Below are 16,322 nucleotides of genomic sequence, written 5' to 3' on the forward strand. Positions count from 1 at the left end.
CCATCACCCCCAACGTTGACTCAGCCTTTCCACCCACTTTTATCACAAGTGGAGACGCTGATCCCCTGGAGCCTCAAGCTCGAACGCTCGCTGATCGACTTAGTGAGCTCAAAGTCCCCACCTCGGCTCTGTTCTTTTCACCAGGACAACAATTGAACCATGAGTATCAGTTCAACCTTGATACTCCTCAGGGCCAGCAGGCACTGAAGCAAGCCGTCCTCTTTCTTGACGAGCACCTGCGGCCGACACACGAGCTTGGCTCATCGAACGCAGCGCAGTGACTATACTCCACGTTCTCACCGCGGCTCGTGTCTGGCCAAAGCGGCGGTAGCACAAACGAGATTCACGGGCTGGAAAAAAGCAATAGAGCCCTGCACTGGTGAGGAGCGCAACATCGAGATGTTCCAGGTTTTCACGATCGTGCCGCTAAGTTAAGCCCCACAACTTGTCTACCACCATCAATAACGACCGTTACTACCCACTTAGGTAATTTCCCAAAAGTATACACCATGCGATAGGCGGACTCCCCATTGATTCTGCGGAAGCTTCTTTGATTGTCACTTGTACAGTTCGCTCCTCGCCCGTGCTAATAAGCGCGACATCGAGCACCTCGCCCAGCAAGGTCAACCCAACGCGGTTGCGGAGGTCCGTCGTTCCATCCATGGGATCACCATCAACAGCAATAAACACGTCACCAGATGCTATTCAGGCCTCTTCCGCGGCCGAACCTTGAGCTACGCTCGCCACCAACGCACCAGTCGTACCCTGCAGACCAACTGCCTCGGACAGCTCTGGAGTTACGTTCTGGATAGTGCCCCCAGTTGGCCCAGCCGTACTTCACCGTTCTCGATTAGCTGAGCTTTTCCTGAACCGGTCTGAGTTGCCGTGCCAACTTCGTAGGTGCGATTGGCTCGCTCATCGCCAGGTGACGAAGGTTCTTCCGCCTCGCTCCTGTCGGACCGGGACTCCTGAAAAATTTTGTGCCGGCGGGGCCCAGAGCCCTTGACGCTTCCGAGGGCAATTCCAAGATCAAAGACGCCGGGCTCTAAGGCCGGCAGGGTGGAGCCAGCGTGCTAGCTGGTCCCCAAATCCTTGTATCCATGTTGCTCAAAGGAGGATGTGGCTATGAGCACAACTTTTGATTTCTCTCCTCTATTCCGGTCGACTGTGGGGTTCGATTGGCTGCTGAACGCGCTTCAGTCTGAGAGCGCTTTAACAGCAGCAGGAACTTCGCCAAGCTACGACATTGCCAAGATTGGTGACGACAGTTACCGCATCAGTGTAGCTGTTCCCGGCTTCAATCAAGATGAGCTGACAATCACCCAAGAGCAGAACACGCTGGTGGTGAGCGGGAAGAAATCTGCTGAGCAGAACGCCCAGTATCTGCATCGCGGCATTGGCGATGGGTCTTTCCAGAGCCGCTTCCGACTTGCTGACTATGTGATGGTCACCGGCGCTGGCCTAGCCAATGGTGTTCTAACCGTTGAGCTGAAGCGGGAGCTGCCTGAAGCAATGAAACCGCGGCAGATCGCGATTGCCACAAGCCAAGCTACGCCCTCGGCTGAACCCAAGCAGATCGAAGGGCAAAGCAAAGCCGCCTAACAGCTTAGTTTTCCGTGGAGCAACGACGTGACGTCGGGCGCAATGTCCGGCGCCACCCTGTTGGTTTGTGCCCTGTCGAAACAGAAAGGAGAAGTACCATGAATGTGCGTGATCTTATTCCGTGGAACCGCTCCAGCAACCAGGTTCCGGCCTACCAGGATCAGCAGCCCAATTCCTTCCTCTCGCTGCACCGCGAGATGAACCGGTTGTTTGACGATGCTTTCAGAAGCTTTGACACCCCGCTACCGGCCTTAAGCTCACTGGGGGCTTTTTGCTCTTGGCCTAGTGTCGAGATCTCCGAAACAGACAAGGAGATCAAAGTGACCGCTGAGATCGCCGGGCTTGAGGAGAAGGATGTCGAGATTCTGCTCGACGAAGATGTACTGACGCTCAAGGGCGAAAAACGCTCAGAAAGCGAAGACAAGAACAAGCAGTTTTCGGAACATTTCTACGGCCGGTTTGAGCGGCGTATTCCGCTCGGGGTAGAGGTTGAGGAGGACGGGATTGATGCCCGCTTCAAGAATGGCGTGCTTACTATTGTGCTCCCCAAGAGTGCGAGGGCGCAGTCGCAGGTGAAGCGCATTCCCATCAAACACTAATCCTGCCGAGCTGGCGGCGAGCCAACAGCCTTGCTGTCAGCTCGCATCCTTCGCTGACCCAGGAGGATGTGATGTTGGAAAATTTCGAAAACGTACTGAACCGTTCAGCGTACCCCTTAACAGCAGCTTCGGCTGCAAACGACAATACCTCGCGCAGCTCACCGGAGCGTCACTCCACGTTCCCGGCCGAAGCTGTTGCGTACATCTATAAGCCCGCACCCTCGCCGATCACTTCGGCAAAGGTAGCGTCCAAGACTTGGCGGCTGCGTTTCGAGCGGCGCACACCACCCTTTATCGAGCCGTTGATGGGCTACACAGGAGGGGATGACACGCTTACGCAAATCGAGCTGAGCTTTCCGTCGCTCCACGCTGCGATCCGCTATGCTGAGCGGGATGGCTTAACCTATCAGGTTGCTCCGGACGGTAAGGACCAGGACGAAGAGCGTGCGAAGACAGGCGCCGGCGCCTTTTCCGACGCCACCCTTGCAAGGCTGGGACTTGAGAATCTTCAAGAGACCTATGGGGAGGCTATGGCCGGTGCCGCGGCCCGCGAAGACCGGTCGGGCCCTCGCGGATGGGCTTCACCAATGGATGTCACTTTGGATCCGTCGCTGTCCCGTGAAGCCAAGCGGTCCATCCTGATGAACTGGGCCTACACTGAATATCTGATGGACCAAGCTACCGGTGAAGGCATGCCGGATAACAGCTTGCCGTCACGCCTTGATGCCGTGGAAGAAGCCCTTGTCTGGCTCGAGCACGATGTTGCCGGCGAGCGGCAACCTTCCGTGCGCAGGAGGGCCTAGACTCATGGACTCGTTAGTTGTCTTTGATTGCCAGAAACAGGTGCCAAATCGGTTTGGCCTTGCTCTTGCCGCTGCCGCGCGGGCTCGAGCCCTCCGGAACGGCGCTCCAGTTCAGATCCAAGCTCCCGAACTGGATAGCACCGAACTGGCACTTCGCGAGATCGCTGCTGGTGTGTTTACGCCGCGGGAACTTGGCGTCTTCCTCCCTGGCAGTTCTACACCGCATCTGCTTGCGGCGCCTGACGAGCTTTGCGGCAGCACCCCTCCGCACAAGGAGGTTGCCGCGGCCGGGTTCCCTAGGGGGAACACGGTTCATTGATCTACCAATCTCAAGAACATGGAGCCCTGGCTCGGTCGCGGAGTAGGACGCCCAAAAGGCCGGGAGACCCCACATCCACCGGGGGGAACGGTGCTCGACTCGTATGTATATATGGCTTCACAAATTTTTCGCAAAAATGTCCGATAGGACCACCTATGGACGCGGACGATTTCGACAACTGGACCCGGGAAGTCCGGCGCATACTTCCAAGACAGCGCCGGTTGAAGCCCGAGGAACCCCAGTGGCTCCCCACAAGCCATCAAAGGGGCGATAGTGCCTTGAAAGCAGCCATGGCTATCCTGGGTGGCACCTGGAGGCTGGAGTAAACTTGCTTGGGGTCTAGGAACCTCCGGAAGCCTAAGGTATTCTCGTGAAACCCAGGGGACGCATTGGTGCCCCCCTCTTCCGAGCGATCACTACGCCCGATCCCTCGATGTCCCCTGGGACCCTTCAAGGACACGTTGGTCTTGTTGCTGTTTGGGAGCGTGGTCGATCTCCCTCAGGAGCCCCTCAGGTACATGATGTACTTCGGTCGTTTCGAGATCGCCTTAGTGGCTGTCACTGTCACCTTGGCTATCCTGGTGGGCACCATCAGCAATCTGGGGTGAACCCATAGGCCCCTCGGCTGAGCTCAGAGGGTACTTCAAGGTCGCTATCGCCGTCGAACGACCACGTCCAAGAAGGACGGATCGAATTGACCTAGTGATTGCAAGCCATCCCAGTCCAAAACCGACAGACGCTTACCATCCCACGTGATCAAGTTCTGGCGTCGTAGTTCCTGCACAACGCGGCTCACATGCACCGCCGACAATCCCAATGTGTCAGCCAACTGCTGTTGGGTTATAGCGAACGGAATGGACCTATGCTCGTCAGCGAGCCCCACCAAGTCTGATCGTACGTAGATTTCACAGAAGAAGTGAGCAGCATGTGCGAGTGCCGACGTCCTGCCCATTGCCACAAGCCACTGCCGGTGGATCGCGCTGTCGATGAGAGTAGACAGCCAAAGGAGACGCGTCAAATGAGGAAGTTGTTCGGTGATCGCCTTCAACTTCCGGTGCGGGAAGCTGATCAGTTTGACCTCGGTTAGCGCGACAAGATCATGGTCGAGCTTGGAAAGAAGGAATGTGTGCAGGTCGATCAAATCACCCGCAATATGAATTGCGGTTATCTGTTTGCCACCCTCTTCTAGGGATTTTTCCCGGGCTACCATTCCCCCAACGAGAAGGGTGCAGAAGCTTGGGCTCTGCCCCTCGCGGACGATCTCAGATCCCCTTGGCATGACCTTAGTCTCGCCAGCGGCCTCGACCAGAGCCGCCCGCTCCTCCTCACTCAGGTCGTCCCACGCTCCCAAGCGTCGGAATAGATACTTCAAAGGTTCACTGGTCATGTGTCTTATGGCTCGTCTGCGCTAAGCGAGCTGCAGAATAGTCGAGTGTATCGGCTTCAGCTATGAAGCTCACAGGGCTGCCCCTAAAACACAGCCAAGGCGGTCGGGGTGAAACCTGAGATCGGACTATGGCAACGAAGCGGAACTTTAGGTCACCAAAGGCATTTCGAATCAAATAGGGAGGACACTTGGGTGTTTACCCAAGGACTTGTGACACTCTGTAGGACCGCCTTTGGAATCCTGAGGCTCCCGATGGTGAACCCGCGGATCAATCCATGAGATCAGGATGGTCAGCCCAATCAGAACTCTGATGAGCTGGTCGAGACGTGAGGCTTAGTGGTAGACTTTGGGGTAACACAAAGGGACACCTGAGAAGATGCAGCATTGCTGACCACTTTACCCTATAATTTAGCGGTCATGTTCAGGAATACTCCCTAATCATCGAACGTCTGGTCACTGAGGTCATCGGTGAAACGTCCGAAATTGTAGCCGACACCAAGTGTAACACTCGTCACTGATATCGTAGGAAACCGCGGCAGGGGCACCCAGATCGGTGGTTGCGTTTTCCTGCTGGTAGAGAGCCCGCGCCTCAAGCATCACGCTCCAGTCTTCCACTTGCACGGGACCCGCAGCCTCTTTAGAGGCGCTAAAGCAGTTGCGTTGAGTGCGTGCGGGTTCGCCTGACGACAGGCTGGGGCGGGGTGGCATGCGGACTGGCGGCTTTAATTGGTAGCTGCGGATTGAGCAGACATAAGCCTCATGCTGAAACACCGGTATTGAGATTCCGCTGGATCGGAGGGCACGTGTCTTGCGACTTATAATGGTAAGCTGTCTGGCGTTACTGCTTCTCGCAGGCTGTGGAACCGCGTCGGATCCACGCAGTGCTTTGGCACGTAAGATTGTTCAGTTGATGGACGAGCACCTGCCAAAGTTGGGCCTCACCATCATCACGGAGGATATCTGTGATTTGGTGTCAGAGACCTCTTTGAGGGAGGCATTCGGAGAACTGGGGACGTTTAGCCCCGAGATGTGGAAGGCGGGCGTGGGGTATCCCAAGACCCCTTCAGGCTCACTGAGAGCGGAGTTCAGCAGAGATTCACAGTTTCTTTACAGTCAGCACCTGCTGATTTCTGTAAGTGACAAGGATCAATACTGTGAAGCCAAAATTGAGAACGTATTTGGTTTGTAGGTGAGATCTCGTCCCTAAAATCTGATAGCGTGACACGCGATGCTTGGTGACGTTAAGGCCCTACAGGGGCGGCTTCCTGGCAATGAACGGCTGAGGTCAAACGTTTCTTTGGGGGTCGGATGCTGCCAGGCCGTTCAGGGGGTGGTTTGATGACGGGCCGAAGAAATTTTCGGAGAACTGCTGATAGTTGAAGGCTACGGTCAAGGTGTGCCCGACGCATTGCTCCCGATTGACGGCACTAGATGTTTGGCTAATCGCCCATGCCAAGCATGAACTGGCGGACCGCGCTGGACTGAGCGTCTTCGGCACGCCCATTCACCCATTGCGCAAGTGCATGCAACTTCGTCCAGTCTGCCGTGTACTTCTTCGTCTTGCCCACCCGATCAGCCGTGATCAGACCAGCCTTTTCCAACTTAGCGAGGTGGTGAGAAGTTGTGGAAGCCGCCTTGCCGGACGACAGTTCTGTTGCAGTGACGCCGGCCTCGTCACACACCCTTCGAAAATAATCGAAACGAATGTGATCGCCTAGGGCGGACAGCATCTCGAAGGCTTCATCGTCAGTCATTTCGATATCCTTCGAAGTGAAACAGCGACCGCCTTGTTAACCAATCCGCGTGAACTCGCGTGACAATCGTAGCTGCGCTGTCAAGCTATACAACGAGTCCGCCAGGACTCATGGTCGCCAAATGAGGCGGCCGCCAGCGTTGCGCTAACAACACTGACGGCCTGACCAGGTGACCATCCCTGCTGTAACAGGAGACGCCACATGGCTGACCATATCTATGGCTGCGACAAGATTCGCAGCAACCCTTCTCTTCCCGATCATTGCGACCGCTTCTGGTCGATTGGATGGCCTGGCGCTTGTGCTGTGCACGGCGCCTGCCTGGTATCGGCGCGCGCTTAGCCGCTCCCCTTCCCTGCGCATACCCTCGCTGAACTGATCTCTGACTGACCGCCAGAGGCAGCAACGCCGCGCATCCAATCACCTTCGAGCTTGGCTCCCGCGTGCTGTGCACGCCACGGCTTCGCTCGCTCTGAAAGCCGCTACAATGAGTAAGAACTTCAAAAACTACAAAATGTACGTCCCCGATTATGGTGATGACGCTGAACCGCCTTCGGATGATGATGGCAAGGGTCCGCCCAAGAACCAAGGCTCGGCCAAGCGCCTGTCCGACGACCCCAACTTCGACCCGCTCGATCTGGGCAACACCCCCGAACAGATGGCGCAGTACGATGCCGAGCAGGCGGAGGAAGAGGCTGCTGCTCGTCACAGCCAAGAGTGGCACCATCCCGATGGGCTCACCCCTGATGATGTGGACCGGCAGGACCGTGCTTTGGGCTCAGTCCAGATGGGCAAGCCGCGCACGGTGCACCTGACCACAGGTCCCAAGACCTACATGCGTCTCACCGACATCATGTCGATGGACAGCTTGAGGGAAGAATCCCGCAGCGAAATCCCTGAACAGCGGGAACAGCTGCGCTGGAAGATGAAGGCCGACAAGCCTCTCAAGCTCATTGGACCTCACACCGAGCACGCGGTCGACGAAGTGGCGAGCAACGTCTTCGCGCAGGCGCCAATCTTTGCACCCTTTCTCAACGCGATGCGCCAGAGCGCGCATCTGAGCCTCGTGCACGGCGCCAACTTCTTCCACTTTGACCCAACAATCATCGTCTCGCCGCCAGGTTTGGGCAAGACGACGCTGGTCCACATGTTGGCCCAGGCCTCAGCGCTGCCGCTGATCTATCTCGACGGCTCCACCATGATGACCACCGTGGATTTGACTGGGGGTGACGCCATTTACCGAGCGTCGCGGCCCAGCGCGATTTACCTGGGCCTGATCAAGCACGGCGTCGGCAACCCGCTCGTGGTCTTTGACGAGGTGGACAAGGTGACCGACCACTCCACCGGCGCCCGGCCGAACGCAGCGGAGTCGCTGCTGCCGTTTCTGGAAAGGACCACGGCGGGGCGCGTTCACGAGCAGTACCTCCAGATCGATCTGGATCTGCGCTTCCTCAACTGGGTGCTGCTCGCCAACGATCTTGAGAAGATCCCCCGGACTGTTCGCGACCGCTGCAAGATCATCCAGATCCCGCCGATGACCTCCAGGGACCTGGCAGCGATGGCGAAGGCTGAGGTCAAGCGGCGGCACCTCGAACCTGAACTTGTCCACATGCTCACCCGCGCCTGTACCCGCGGCGAGATCAAGAGCCTGCGCCGGCTCAACCGGGTGCTCGATGCAGCCGAAGCCACGCTGCGCCGCGCACGCCATCACTGAACCCACCATTTCTCCAAAAAACGCAAACCTGCAATGACCTTTAATCACATCACTGGACCCCTGCGCGATCGTTGCACCGTCATTCGTATCAACACGCCAACGCCCGGAGTGAGGTGCAGCGCCGCGGTCTGCGCGACGAGCTTATAGCTCCGCTGGTCCGTGCCGTTCGCACGGGTCGCCTCACCTCGCTGCACAAACTCCACAAAACCCCTGGACCGCGCCGATGCGGCAGCCGCCCGCCCTCTTCTCAACTGATTACTTGAAAAAACGCAAAAATAGGACGCAGACCATGAACAAGACCATCCAACTTCGCGCCATCGAAAACGTCACCGACACCACGATGCCCTCGGGCCAGCAAGTCCGTCTGGCCCGAAACATCCTTGATCCTCTGACGGAAGTTGGTCTGAGTGAACTCCGTGCAGATGTGCGCACGGCTTATGTGGCCGGTTATCCGCGCTTTCGGTGCCCGGACTGCAACGAGCCTTTGTTTGTTGCTCAGAACCCGGCATCCGCGGACACCCCGCGTGACGGCCGCGGCGCGCACTTCAAGCATCATGCCAACGCGGGCGCCCCGCCCTGCCGGAGGCGCACCGCCGCGAATCTGCACGACATCGGTGCAGTCAAGTTCGCCGGGTTAGCCGAAGGCACTGACCATTCCAACCTCAAGCACATGCTGGCGTTCTGTTTGTCGCAGGATCCCAACGTCACGGACATCCAGATCGAGCGCCAGATCCGGGCACTAGATGGCTCCCGGCGCCAGCCTGACGTGAGCTTCGTGCTCGACGGCCAAGCAGTGGCGGTTGACGTGCAGCTGGCAGCCGCATCCCTCGCAACCATCCTAGAGCGGGGGGCCTTTTACGCGGCAAACAAAATTCGTCACATCTGGGTTACGGATACTGCCGATCTCGACCGCCTGAGCCAGTTGGCCTTTCGCGACATTTACCTCGGCATGGGGGGCCGCATCTTTGCACTCGACGCTGATGTCGTCGCCGCCTGCGTCGAGCAGAGCAGGATCCAGCTCTGGGAACTGAGCATCATGCCCAGGCTCGCCCCAACCCTTCCCGTTCACAACGTCTGGGAGGGCGACGTGGTCGACCAAGAGACCATCCTCATGGATCCGGCAGTGCGCAAGGCGGAAGGCGAAAAGCGCTATCGTCAGTCTCTGGCCACCCAGGTTTCCCAGCACTTCGGCCCACAGCGGGCGTCCATGCGCTCGGCTCTTGCGGAGGGCAAGCCGCTTGAATGGATGCGGTTCGAATGGACGACGATCGCGCGTCAGCTCAGAGGCTGCGATATCGACACCGCGATCGCTCAGGGGGTGGGCGCGGTTCTCGCTTGGTTGCTTGCGGCGGAAGCTTATGCGTCCTGCACCGAACCAACGGCACGCCCTGTCGCCCTCGAGGCCATGCATCAGGCGACCGCAACCGTGCTGACCATTCGCAACGCAAAGGATTGGGCGCCGCTGATGGAGACGGTTTGTAAGATGTCGCCTCAGGTTCGTGCCGCACTTACCGCTGATCACCGCAACCAGCTCAACGCGTTGCTCGCGACTACTGAGGGGGTTACGCCCATCATCCGCAATCACGCCCAAATGCTGTCGGTGCTGTTCCCCTGGATCGGCTTCAAGCTGCTGGTTAAGTCGCCAAGGTTTGCTCCCCACGTCCACCGCCGCAGCTCTCACTAAAAGAGAAGAGAAGCAGCCCGGGACATTCCGATGTCGCGGGCTGCTGGCGTAAGGTTACTCCACTCCCTCTGGTCGGGGTAACCAGACGCCAAAGAGGCCGCCAAGGGCGGCCTTCTCCGGGACAATAAGAAAGAAAAGAGAAGAAAGAACAGGGGGGCGCCCGCGCGCGTCCGTGAAAAAAAGGCATTCGAGCACAGAGGTTGACGTCAGAGCAGGCCGCCTACCCTTTCCCCAAACCAGCTCCATGGGAGCTGGTACACGCCGTAGGCGACCAGCGGCCTGAGCTGGGGTCAAGGCCAGTTCAAGGCTCCAGTTTCCAATGCATGCGAAGCATAGCAGTCGCATCACCACGATCCCAACCAAGCATTAGCTGGTCGGGTCGACCCCCGCGGCATTTGAAATTGGAGGAACTGGCCGGACTTCTGAGCGAAGGAAGGTAAGGAAATACTTTTTCCAATCCCTAGAGCAGAAGAAGCGCATGTTATAACAACGGCTTGGCTCAATTTGTGAAAAATCCACAAGGGCGAGAATCGCAAGCCTAAAAATATGTCAGGAAGCCAATTTCCCGATGTTTCTACAACCTTTTATGCACAAGGGTTCTTGCAGAACGCAAAAGAATGGCTGCGCAGGATGCTCACGACTACAACATCTTATTTCCGAAAAACGACCGGAACCGCGAGTCCAGGAAGCTTTTCCTGCGTCTACGGAGCTCGCATCCTTCTCGAACATCCCTTTCGTCGGGGAGGGATGGCTTTTCGCCATCAAAACTGAAATGCGCTTCCACGTTATTCCACGCTGCGTGCCTGCACATGTTGCCGCACGGCGCATTGGCCTGACGGTAAGTGCTTTTCTTCAGCTTGAGCCCGAGTTGCGCCAAAGCGGCTTTCCTCTGCCTGACCCAGTAACCGGCAATTACGACCTGAGGGCAATCGAAGCTTGGCTTGACCGCAGGTCTGGGCTGTCCCAGCAGGCATCGCGCGCAATAGATGCAGCCGACGGCTTCGAGCAAAGGCTCGCGCAAATTGGCTGACATCAAGCTCAAGCATTACGTTATCAGGAAAGGAAAGTATGGGTACTGGCTTCCTACGCCGGCGATGAAAAAGCTTGGGTTTCAAAATGTCAGATGCGGTCTAGACGGCCCCGATGCGTGGAAGATCGCCAGGGAATGGGAAGAGCGATACCAGAGGGCCCGCCGTGGCCTAGAAGCCGCTCCCAAAGGGAAGTTTTATCCACCCGGAAGCGTGGGTGATGGTTTCGCCCGATTCCGTCGCACTCAAGAGTGGGCAAAAAAGGAGCCTAGGACGCGGGAGGATTGGGAAAGGAGCTGGGTATACATAGAGCCTGCTTTTGGCACCGCGGCCCCCACCACGGTCACCCTGGAACTCCTGGATCGCTGGTATAATCATCTGATCGCAAAGAAGGGCATCGGCGAAGCCGGTCGCGCGCTGAAGTATTGGCGCGCTCTGTATACCGTTCTGGTCAGCCTCAAACTCGCTCCTCCAGGAGACCCCTCGAAAGCTATACGAAAAACCGGCGTCGCCGGGCGCACTCAAACGTGGCGCGAAGGAGAAGTGGTCCGTTTGGTAAAGCATGCCATCCGCACGGGTAGGACTGGGCTTGCCTGCATAATCGCGGTTGCTTGGGACACCCAGTTCTCACCTGTGGATTGCCGGGAACTTGTGCCAGCTCAGGCCGTCACCAGTGGCAGCGATATGGCGTTTATGATCACTCGGGGAAAAACCGAAGAGCCGGCGTTGGGCATCCTTTCCCCTCGGGCTCAACGCCTTGTGGAAGCCTATCTCAACGCGCAGAGCTTTGTTCTGCACGGTGAGGCGCCCCTGTTCCGCACTAAGGGCTTTGTCCCAAGTGGCAAAGGTGGGCGACCGCGCCTGCCAGTACCTTACACTAAGGATAAACTGAGCAGCGATTTCGCAGAAGTCCGCCTTGAACTTTTTGGCGAAGAGGAGACCAGGAGGCTGATGGACATGCGTCGCACTGGTGCGGTTGAAGCCAATGCGGGGGGCGCATCTGTAGAGTTCTTGGCTGCAAAGATGGGCAACTCCATCGATCAGAACCGGAAACTGCAGAAAATTTACATGCCTGTTAACGCAGCAGCAGTTCGAGCAGCCGATGAGGCAAGGAAGAAGGGGCGAAAACTTTTGAGCGAAGAACACAACGAGTTCAAAAAGTTGAAACTCGGTGCGGCCAAAAGTTGAAACTCAGGGAGAATAAAACGCGCAAACCCTAGGAAAGGGTGGCGCGAGAGACGGGGCTCGAACCCGCGACCTCCGGCGTGACAGGCCGGCGCTCTAACCAACTGAGCTACTCCCGCAGCGCTTGCGAACAAGTCGTTCGCGCAACGTGTGGTCCGTTTACTGGCCCCTCATTGGCAAGTCAAGGGAGCAAAGTGGGATCGGGACGACATTTTCATGAATGCCGAAATGGGCTGTGGAAAAGCGTCGGCTGGCCAATGTCGTACAGCGATGTCTTGATGGGAAAGATGAGCACCCGAGTGCTCACTTCGCGCCTGCATACGTCAGCAATGTGCTGGTCATATGCTAGCACAACGATGTCACGGGAAAACTGGTGGGCGATGACGGACTCGAACCGCCGACATCCTCGGTGTAAACGAGGCGCTCTACCAACTGAGCTAATCGCCCGCAGGGCCGGGGGCCCGAAGCAGTGGGCCCTGATTAGGGTGCCGGACGCCGCGCGTCAACCGGCAAATGAAAGGCCCCGGCGCAAGCACTCGGGGCCAATCGGAAGCGTCTGAAACGACGATCTTACTTCGCTGCGTCGTTGATGGCGTCCTTCAGGCCCTTGCCGGGCTTGAACTTGGCTTGGTTGGAGGCCGGGATCTGGATCTCGGCGCCGGTGGCCGGGTTGCGGCCGGTCGAGGCCTTGCGAGCCGACACGGCAAAGGTGCCGAAACCGACGAGGCGAACTTCTTCGCCAGCCTTCAGGGCGCCGGTGATGGCCTCGAACACTGCGTCCACCGCTTCAGCAGCCTGTGCCTTGGTGATCGTAGCCTTGTCGGCAACGAGGCCAACCAGATCGTTCTTGTTCATAGCGTTTCCTCACAGTGAATTGCCCGCCTTCGCTGGCGAAGCCGTAAAACGCGGCAACCCTTGGTCGATTCTGGCCGAAAGGCAAGGATTTCCGGGGTTTTCACGAGGCCGGGCGGTACAACCATGTTAATGAACCGGAAAATTTGGGCCTGCAAGTCCGGATTGATGCTTTCCGCCGTTTTCCGGGGCTTTCCCGCCTGCCGGCCCCTCGGTGCTACTCGGCGATCAGCGCGTCACATTCCTCGGCGGTATAGCGCATTTCGGCGCCTTCGGTGGTGAGTTCGTCCACGGCCATGCCCGTATAGTACTCGAGCAGGCGGTCATGCTCGGTTTCGGCGATGCCGTCTTCTTCCATGGCGATCACGGCCTGAGTGTAGATGGCAGTGGCCTTTTCCTCGGCAATCGCCTTGTCTTCAGCACTGACGCCTTCGATCTGCGTCACGGCGGCAAAGAGGCCGCCGCACCAGAGGGTCTGGTCAACGGCATCGCTGACTTCCTCCTCCTGGGCGAAGGCAGCGGCGGAAAGGCTGGTCACGGCGAGCAGGGACAGCACGGCGGCAAATTTCTTGATCATCTCGGTCATCTCGGGCCGCGGAGAGCGCATGCTTTCCAACACGTCGGCCCGATGTTTGTAGATGTTGCCTGCCTGCTTGTCGCGGCCGATTCTCAAAGTGGCTCCAGCCCTAAAGAAAAAGCCCGGCATTGCTGCCGGGCTTCATCGGTTTATGCGCCTGCCTTAGTGCGGCAGGCCGGTCGTGGCGTCGTCGCCCGCATCTACCGTGGTCGAGACGGCGGGGGTAACCTCGTCGAAGTTCCACTCGATCGGCTCAGGCTTGCGCACCAGGGCACGCTCGATCACCTGATCCATGCGGCTGACCGGCACGATCTCCATGCCTTCCTTAACGATGTCCGGGATCTCGGCGAGATCGCGAACATTCTCCTCGGGGATAAGCACCGTCTTGATGCCGCCGCGAAGGGCCGCCAGGAGCTTCTCCTTGAGGCCGCCAATGGGCAGCACCCTGCCCCGCAGCGTGATCTCGCCGGTCATGGCGACGTCGTTGCGGACCGGAATGCCGGTCATCACCGAGACGATGGCCGTAGCCAGACCGATACCGGCAGATGGACCGTCCTTGGGCGTTGCACCTTCAGGCAGGTGGACATGGATGTCGCGCGTGTCGAACATCGGCGGCTTGATGCCGAAGTCGATCGAGCGGGATCGCACATAGGCAGTGGCCGCAGTCAGCGACTCCTTCATTACTTCCTTGATGTTGCCGGTGACCGACATGCGGCCCTTGCCCGGCGTCATCACGCCTTCGATGGTCAGCAGTTCGCCGCCGACCGAAGTCCAGGCAAGACCGGTCACCAGACCAACCTGTGCCTCGGCCTCGATCACGCCATGCTTGTAGATGTCGGCGCCCAGATAGGCGGTCAGCTTTTCCTCGTCGATCACGATCGACTTGACCTTGGTCTTGACGATCTCGGTCACGGCCTTGCGCATCAGCTTGCCGATCTCGCGCTTGAGATTGCGCACGCCTGCCTCACGCGTATAGCGCTGGATCAGAAGCGTCAGCATCTCGTCGGAGAGAACGAATTCGCCGTGGGCGAGACCGTTTTCCTTCAGCGTCTCCGGGATCAGGTGCTGCTTGGCGATCGCGTGCTTCTCCTGCTCGGTATAGCCCGAGAGGCGAATGATCTCCATGCGGTCCATCAGCGGGCCGGGAATGTTGAGCGTGTTCGAAGTGGTGACGAACATCACGTCCGAGAGGTCATAGTCGACCTCGAGGTAGTGATCGGCGAAGGTGTTGTTCTGTTCCGGATCGAGCACTTCGAGGAGAGCCGAAGACGGATCGCCGCGGAAGTCCTGGCCCATCTTGTCGATCTCGTCGAGCAGGAAGAGCGGGTTGGACTTGCCCACCTTCTTGAGCGACTGGATGACCTTGCCGGGCATGGAGCCGATATAGGTGCGGCGGTGACCGCGAATCTCGGCTTCGTCACGGACGCCACCAAGCGCCATGCGCACGAACTCGCGGCCAGTCGCCTTGGCGATTGACTTGCCCAGCGAGGTCTTGCCGACGCCCGGAGGGCCAACGAGGCAGAGGATCGGGCCGCGGAGCGTACCGGTACGGCTCTGGACAGCCAGATATTCGAGGATGCGCTCCTTGACCTTCTCAAGGCCGTAGTGATCCTCGTCCAGCACCTTTTCGGCCAGGACCAGGTCGCGCTTAACCTTGCTCTTCTTGCCCCAGGGCAGGCCCAGAAGCGTATCGAGGTAGTTACGCACGACTGTGGCTTCGGCCGACATCGGGCTCATGGACTTGAGCTTCTTGAGCTCGGACTCGGCCTTCTGCTTGGCTTCCTTGCTGAGCTTGGTCTTGGCGATGCGCTCCTCGATCTCTGCGACCTCGTTGGAGCCCTCTTCGCCGTCGCCCAGTTCCTTCTGGATCGCCTTCATCTGTTCGTTGAGGTAGTATTCGCGCTGGGTCTTTTCCATCTGGCGCTTGACGCGCGAGCGGATGCGCTTTTCCACCTGCAGAACGCCGATCTCGCCTTCCATCAGGCCAAGGATCTTCTGGAAGCGCTCGGCGACAGAAAGGGTCGACAGGAGGTCTTCCTTCTCGTTGATCTTGATGACGAGATGGCTGGCAATGGTGTCGGCGAGCTTGGAGTGGTTCTCGATCTGCCCCACGGCAGCCACGACCTCGGCCGAGATCTTCTTGTTGAGCTTCACATAGCTCTCGAACTCGGTCTGGGCCGAACGTGCCAGAGCCTCGAGCTCGGTCGCATCCTCGACAGGCTCGGGCAGGATGGAGGCTTCGGCCTCGAAATAGTCGACCGTCTGCAGATAGCGATCGATGGTTGCGCGGCTAAGACCCTCGACCAGCACCTTTACGGTGCCATCGGGAAGCTTGAGCAGCTGCAAAACGGTGGCGATGGTGCCGGTGTCGTAAATCTGGTCCGGGGCCGGATCATCGTCCTGCGCGTTCTTCTGCGTCACGACCAGAATATGCTTGTCGTCGCGCATGACTTCTTCAAGCGCCTTGACCGACTTCTCGCGGCCGACGAACAGCGGCACGATCATGCCGGGGAAAACGACGATATCACGCAGGGGTAGAACTGGGTAAACCCGGTCCCGGCTTGCATCGCCAGTGGCGGGGGTGACGTCCGTCATCTCGTATCCTTTCCGGGGCGCGCGAAGGGAAGGAGATGGTAGCGCGCCCGTCTAGACAGCTACAGCCATGCAGGCTGCGCTGATTCCGGTTAATAAATAGGTCCGCCTACCGGCTGCACAAGTCAACCTTCGCGGATTTGTGACGGTTAATACACCTACGCACAGGAGATATGTTCGCGCGCCGGGGAACAGCGATGTGCCTTTGCTGCAAGACGGTTGCGCGGCG

The 16,322-nt window shown here is 58.4% G+C and carries 14 protein-coding genes and 2 tRNA genes; 9 read left to right on the forward strand and 7 right to left on the reverse strand.

The window, feature by feature from the left end; all coding sequences use genetic code 11:
• From VIL88_RS07830 to rpoZ, 5 genes are all read left to right on the forward strand, one after another.
• Positions 1-281 (forward strand): alpha/beta hydrolase (locus tag VIL88_RS07830; protein WP_414650118.1); only part of this gene is annotated, 281 nt, incomplete at its 5' end.
• An 844-nt stretch (positions 282-1,125) separates the two neighbouring features.
• Complete coding sequence (locus VIL88_RS07835; protein WP_331987525.1) at positions 1,126-1,602, forward strand: Hsp20 family protein; 477 nt, start codon at positions 1,126-1,128, stop codon at positions 1,600-1,602.
• A 98-nt stretch (positions 1,603-1,700) separates the two neighbouring features.
• A complete protein-coding gene (locus tag VIL88_RS07840; protein WP_331987526.1) occupies positions 1,701-2,201 on the forward strand; it encodes an Hsp20/alpha crystallin family protein in 501 nt (166 codons plus the stop codon).
• 71 nt (positions 2,202-2,272) lie between these two features.
• A complete protein-coding gene (locus VIL88_RS07845; protein ID WP_331987528.1) occupies positions 2,273-3,004 on the forward strand; it encodes an NADH dehydrogenase ubiquinone Fe-S protein 4 in 732 nt (243 codons plus the stop codon).
• Between the two features lie 4 nt (positions 3,005-3,008).
• On the forward strand, positions 3,009-3,323 hold the full coding sequence (rpoZ, locus tag VIL88_RS07850) for a DNA-directed RNA polymerase subunit omega (RefSeq protein WP_331987530.1): 315 nt from the start codon (positions 3,009-3,011) through the stop codon (positions 3,321-3,323).
• Positions 3,324-3,975: 652 nt separating this feature from the next.
• Here rpoZ and VIL88_RS07855 read toward each other — a convergent pair.
• Positions 3,976-4,710 (reverse strand): Crp/Fnr family transcriptional regulator, encoded by a 735-nt coding sequence (locus VIL88_RS07855; protein WP_331987532.1) that lies wholly within the window; start codon positions 4,708-4,710, stop codon positions 3,976-3,978.
• 1,439 nt (positions 4,711-6,149) lie between these two features.
• Positions 6,150-6,464: a winged helix-turn-helix domain-containing protein gene (locus tag VIL88_RS07860; protein ID WP_331987534.1), complete on the reverse strand. Its 315-nt coding sequence runs from the start codon at positions 6,462-6,464 to the stop codon at positions 6,150-6,152.
• Between the two features lie 201 nt (positions 6,465-6,665).
• Here VIL88_RS07860 and VIL88_RS07865 point away from each other — a divergent pair, with 201 nt between their 5' ends.
• The 4 genes from VIL88_RS07865 to VIL88_RS07880 all read left to right on the forward strand — a co-directional run bounded on the left by VIL88_RS07865 (position 6,666) and on the right by VIL88_RS07880 (position 12,075).
• Positions 6,666-6,803: a hypothetical protein gene (locus tag VIL88_RS07865; RefSeq protein WP_331987536.1), complete on the forward strand. Its 138-nt coding sequence runs from the start codon at positions 6,666-6,668 to the stop codon at positions 6,801-6,803.
• A 106-nt stretch (positions 6,804-6,909) separates the two neighbouring features.
• Positions 6,910-8,175 (forward strand): AAA family ATPase, encoded by a 1,266-nt coding sequence (locus VIL88_RS07870; RefSeq protein ID WP_331987538.1) that lies wholly within the window; start codon positions 6,910-6,912, stop codon positions 8,173-8,175.
• 289 nt (positions 8,176-8,464) lie between these two features.
• Positions 8,465-9,859, forward strand: a complete 1,395-nt coding sequence (locus VIL88_RS07875; RefSeq protein WP_331987540.1) for a DUF6035 family protein — start codon at positions 8,465-8,467, stop codon at positions 9,857-9,859.
• Positions 9,860-10,881: 1,022 nt separating this feature from the next.
• The gene (locus VIL88_RS07880) at positions 10,882-12,075 is read left to right on the forward strand and encodes a hypothetical protein (RefSeq protein ID WP_331987542.1); all 1,194 of its coding nucleotides are present in this window, start codon (positions 10,882-10,884) and stop codon (positions 12,073-12,075) included.
• A gap of 39 nt (positions 12,076-12,114) precedes the next feature.
• Here the strand turns inward: VIL88_RS07880 and VIL88_RS07885 are convergent.
• The 5 genes from VIL88_RS07885 to lon form a co-directional block, all read right to left on the reverse strand.
• Positions 12,115-12,191: transfer RNA gene (locus VIL88_RS07885), tRNA-Asp, on the reverse strand.
• A 252-nt stretch (positions 12,192-12,443) separates the two neighbouring features.
• Positions 12,444-12,519: transfer RNA gene (locus VIL88_RS07890), tRNA-Val, on the reverse strand.
• A 123-nt stretch (positions 12,520-12,642) separates the two neighbouring features.
• Entirely contained in the window at positions 12,643-12,927 is a 285-nt protein-coding gene (locus VIL88_RS07895) for an HU family DNA-binding protein (protein ID WP_331987544.1), read from the reverse strand.
• Between the two features lie 214 nt (positions 12,928-13,141).
• Positions 13,142-13,597: a hypothetical protein gene (locus VIL88_RS07900; protein WP_331987546.1), complete on the reverse strand. Its 456-nt coding sequence runs from the start codon at positions 13,595-13,597 to the stop codon at positions 13,142-13,144.
• 66 nt (positions 13,598-13,663) lie between these two features.
• The gene (gene lon, locus VIL88_RS07905) at positions 13,664-16,096 is read right to left on the reverse strand and encodes an endopeptidase La (RefSeq protein ID WP_331987548.1); all 2,433 of its coding nucleotides are present in this window, start codon (positions 16,094-16,096) and stop codon (positions 13,664-13,666) included.
• Between the last annotated feature and the right edge of the window lie 226 nt (positions 16,097-16,322).

The organism is Devosia sp. (assembly GCF_036563435.1).
Classification (GTDB): domain Bacteria; phylum Pseudomonadota; class Alphaproteobacteria; order Rhizobiales; family Devosiaceae; genus Devosia.